This window comes from Rhizobium sp. rho-13.1, from assembly GCF_007000305.1.
Lineage (GTDB): Bacteria > Pseudomonadota > Alphaproteobacteria > Rhizobiales > Rhizobiaceae > Rhizobium > Rhizobium rhododendri.
This window is the reverse complement of sequence record NZ_SCFL01000055.1, coordinates 1-3671: the sequence shown is the minus strand read 5'-3', so window position 1 is coordinate 3671 and position 3671 is coordinate 1. Positions and strand designations below refer to the sequence as shown.

Genomic DNA, 3671 nt, shown 5'->3' with positions numbered 1-3671 from the left:
AATCATGGAGGCCTATAGATTCAGAACTTGTAAAAATACGCAACTGTAATGCTAGCCGAAAAGGTAAACTCTCCTACTATTCCCACAGTTCAAGGCAATCTATTGCTACCAATAGGAAAGCTGCTGGAAAGCGACGCAGGTACGCAGCCCATGTCGTAGCGTCGATTTATAGAGGTAAAGGGCATGGCTTAGATTAACTTGCCGACGATCTCGTGGGAACTGATACATCAAGGTACACAGAATGGTGCCTCATCGTGAAGCTGGTCTGCCCCAAAATGACACCAGCCGAATGGACGTCATCGCAATTTAGGCGTTGTTTAATAAGCGAAGGGGCATATTGACGGAAAGTCAACGAGTATGCCCTCTATTCATTCGTCGTATTTGACATCATGAAATCTCCAGCGGTTGAAGTCAGCCCAAGGTTTTTGAAAGCGACTTCACAGGGTCTAAAGCACATGGCATTTTCAATTGAACGATACATCGAGCGAGCGTGTGCGACGGATCGCTTTGAAAGCCGTGAGCAGGTATGGTTATTTGCCGTTCGTATGACGGCAGCCGTTACTATTACTGCCGATCTATTGAACTTGGTCGCACATTTTTCGTTAAATGCTCTTGGGCTTCTTCCCTACGATGTAGTGCCAGCTGCTACGGTTGGGTTCATAATATCAACAATCGTCGCCTCTGGCATCACGTTTCCTGTTGTCTATGTCGTCGGATTGGCAATCCATCATCTGACCATCTCAAGAGCGACTTTCGAAAGATTGAGCCGCACCGATATGTTGTCCGGCTTGTTGAACCGGAGAGCTTTTCTCGACGAAGTTTCGCTGGCGCCGCGCAGCTCATCGCTAGTTCTCTTCGATATCGATAAATTCAAAGCTATCAATGACCAGCATGGGCATGCCTTCGGCGATCAAGCAATTATCGCCGTCTCCAATCAACTCGCGGAGTTTTTTGGCGCTGATCACCCGGTAGCGCGCATCGGCGGAGAAGAGTTCGCGGTACTGATCTGCAAGCTAACGCCATCTGAACGGTTGGCGCTAGCGAAACGGTTCGGCGAGATGGTCGCTGCGCGCGGCGTTATGTCGGGATCTGGACGCGTCGCAGTCACGGTTTCTGGGGGTGTCGCGGATCAGGAGGACTATGGTTCCTTCGAGATGCTCTTCAGCGCCTGCGACCAAGCGCTGTATCTGGCAAAATCATCGGGCCGTAATTGTGTCATCCACAGCGGGCGTCTTGCAGCATCGTTGGGATAATGAATCTGGTCTGGCATCGGTCCAATCGTCTTCTAGAGTTTACAAAGCGCGTCGCGGGAGGCGGTCAGGAAACCAGGCCCGAGACTGAGGAAGGCTGTGTTCCATGAACACACTTCTTCCTCTGACGAAACAAGGTTAGCCCTTGAATGCCGATATACCTGGATCTCGGCGGTGCAAACGGACAGCACATCTCAAGACGCCAGCGCCGACACCGGCATCATGGGAAGCTAACCGACGCCACAAAGGCATAGCGCCAAGCTATGCGCCTTTTTTTGATTGCTGACGACGATCAGTGCTGATCGTTGGTCTGATTCGGCCGTCCGATGCTCGAATATTCGAAGCCGTGCTTTGTGATTTCGTCGCGTCGGTAGATATTCCTGAGGTCGACGAGGACAGGTGCGGCCATGACCCGCTTCAGGCGCGCAAAATCGAGTGCGCGGAACTGGTTCCATTCGGTGACGATGACGAGAGCGTCTGCGCCCTCGGCGGCCGTGTACGCATCGGCTGCGAACGTCATGCCCTCGATCAGGCCGCGTGCGTTGTCCATGCCCTCGGGATCGTAACCGACCACCTTGGCGCCGGCATCCTGCAAGGTCTGGATGATCGAGATCGCAGGGCTGTCGCGCATGTCGTCGGTGTTCGGCTTGAAGGTCAGACCGAGGACCGCGACGCTCTTGCCGCGAACGTCGCCGCCAACTGCCGCGATCACCTTGCGACCCATGGCCCGCTTGCGGTTATCGTTGATCGAGATGGTCGTTTCGATGAGGCGCACCGGGCTGTTGTGATCCTGGGCGGTCTTTGCCAGAGCCAGCGTGTCCTTCGGAAAGCAGGAGCCGCCATAGCCCGGGCCCGCATGCAGGAATTTGGCGCCGATACGGCCATCGAGCCCGATGCCGCGGGAGACTTCCTGGACATTGGCGCCGACTTTCTCGCAGAGATCGGCCATCTCGTTGATGAAGGTAATCTTCATGGCGAGAAAGGCGTTTGCGGCGTACTTGATCAGTTCCGACGTGCGGCGCGAGGTGAACAGCAGCGGCGCCTGGTTGAGGTAGAGCGGCCGGTAGACTTCGGTCATCACGGCCCGGGCACGATCGTCGTCGAGGCCGATGACGATGCGGTCCGGCCGCTTGAAGTCCTCGATGGCGGCGCCTTCGCGCAGGAATTCGGGGTTGGACACGACGGCGATGTCTGCGTCCGGGTTGGTGTCGCGCATGATCCGCTCCACTTCATCGCCGGTGCCGACAGGAACAGTCGATTTGGTGACGATGACGGTGAAGCCCTTGACGTGCGTGGCGATTTCGCGGGCAGCTGCATAGACGTAGGACAGGTCGGCATGACCATCGCCACGGCGCGAGGGGGTGCCGACGGCGATGAAGACGACATCGCTGGCTGCGACGCTTTCTGCCACTTCCGTCGAAAACGACAGGCGGCCCGAGCGCACATTTTCCGCCACGAGACTTTCGAGCCCCGGCTCGAAGATCGGGATCTCGCCGGCCCGCAAGGCTGCAATCTTCTTCTCGTCCTTGTCGACGCAGATGATGTCATGGCCGAAATCTGCAAAGCAGACGCCTGACACCAAACCCACATAACCAGACCCGATCATCGTGATACGCATCGATTTTCCTCTTTTCAGACAACGTCAACGCGACACTGGATTTTATTATTGGTGATTTCGCTGCAATGCAACGCAAGCGAAATCTTGATTTGTGACCTACTATTGTAAGCTGCGAACGATAACCAGTGTGACTGAAGGTCGTACCCTGCCAGTCAACATTAAAAACTACGGTAACTGCGGCACCTACATTTCCACGCTTCGAGCGGCGAAGGAGGGTGATGCATGGGCCATGTTTCGCGAATAGGGCCCGTTCGTCAGTGTGGTAGATGCCGACGTGAGCAGATCGGATGCGAGGCCGGCTAGAGGTGGGGCTTTGCACCTCCACACGTTCCTCCATTGCACGGTTATTCGTGGGATTTCTATCGCTGGTAGCCTATTCCGGGCGTTTGTGGCTTGGCAAATCCAAAAATCCGGTTTGAGCGCGGTGATGTATAAGTCTAAAACGATAATATTTCGTGGTGCCAATACAAGCGGGCTTTGGTTGCCCACAAGTGCAATAGAATAGGAAGCTAAAGACGATTGCCGGATAGGTGCCGAGACGACTTGCTAGCTCTGTGCCGCAAGTGTGCCAGTTCAGGCGGGTACTTTATTTTTCTTGTTTCAGGAAAGTTGAGTTTGACAAACTGCGTCCCAAAACTCTTTACCATGCTACTAGGCCGCAGATTCTATTTGCCAAATCGTAGCATTTTTAATTTAGCCATGTGGTCGCTTTCAATCAACGAGGGGCGGCGGATCGCCCAGGAGGTAAGTGTGGGACTGCATAAGAAAGTACGTAAGGCTGTGTTTCCGGTCGCTGGCCTTGG

3 protein-coding genes are annotated in these 3671 nt (G+C 54.7%); 2 read left to right on the top strand and 1 reads right to left on the bottom strand.

Annotated features, from left to right (window positions below; genetic code table 11):
- The first annotated feature begins 455 nt into the window (after positions 1 to 455).
- Entirely contained in the window at positions 456 to 1253 is a 798-nt protein-coding gene (locus tag EQW76_RS28455; protein ID WP_161991100.1) for a GGDEF domain-containing protein, read from the top strand.
- Between the two features lie 289 nt (positions 1254 to 1542).
- Here the strand turns inward: EQW76_RS28455 and EQW76_RS28450 are convergent, their stop codons facing one another.
- Positions 1543 to 2868 carry a UDP-glucose/GDP-mannose dehydrogenase family protein gene (locus EQW76_RS28450; protein WP_143123515.1) on the bottom strand — a complete coding sequence of 442 codons (1326 nt, stop codon included), beginning with the start codon at positions 2866 to 2868 and terminating at the stop codon, positions 1543 to 1545.
- A 615-nt stretch (positions 2869 to 3483) separates the two neighbouring features.
- Here EQW76_RS28450 and EQW76_RS29545 point away from each other — a divergent pair.
- The coding region (locus EQW76_RS29545; RefSeq protein ID WP_203452809.1) for a hypothetical protein at positions 3484 to 3671 on the top strand (188 nt) is incomplete at its 3' end.

Excerpts from the sequence above, each read along its gene's own strand:
- EQW76_RS28455 (WP_161991100.1), top strand. The coding sequence starts at position 456 with ATGGCATTTTCAATTGAACGATACATCGAGCGAGCGTGTGCGACGGAT.
- EQW76_RS28450 (WP_143123515.1), bottom strand. The coding sequence starts at position 2,868 with ATGCGTATCACGATGATCGGGTCTGGTTATGTGGGTTTGGTGTCAGGC.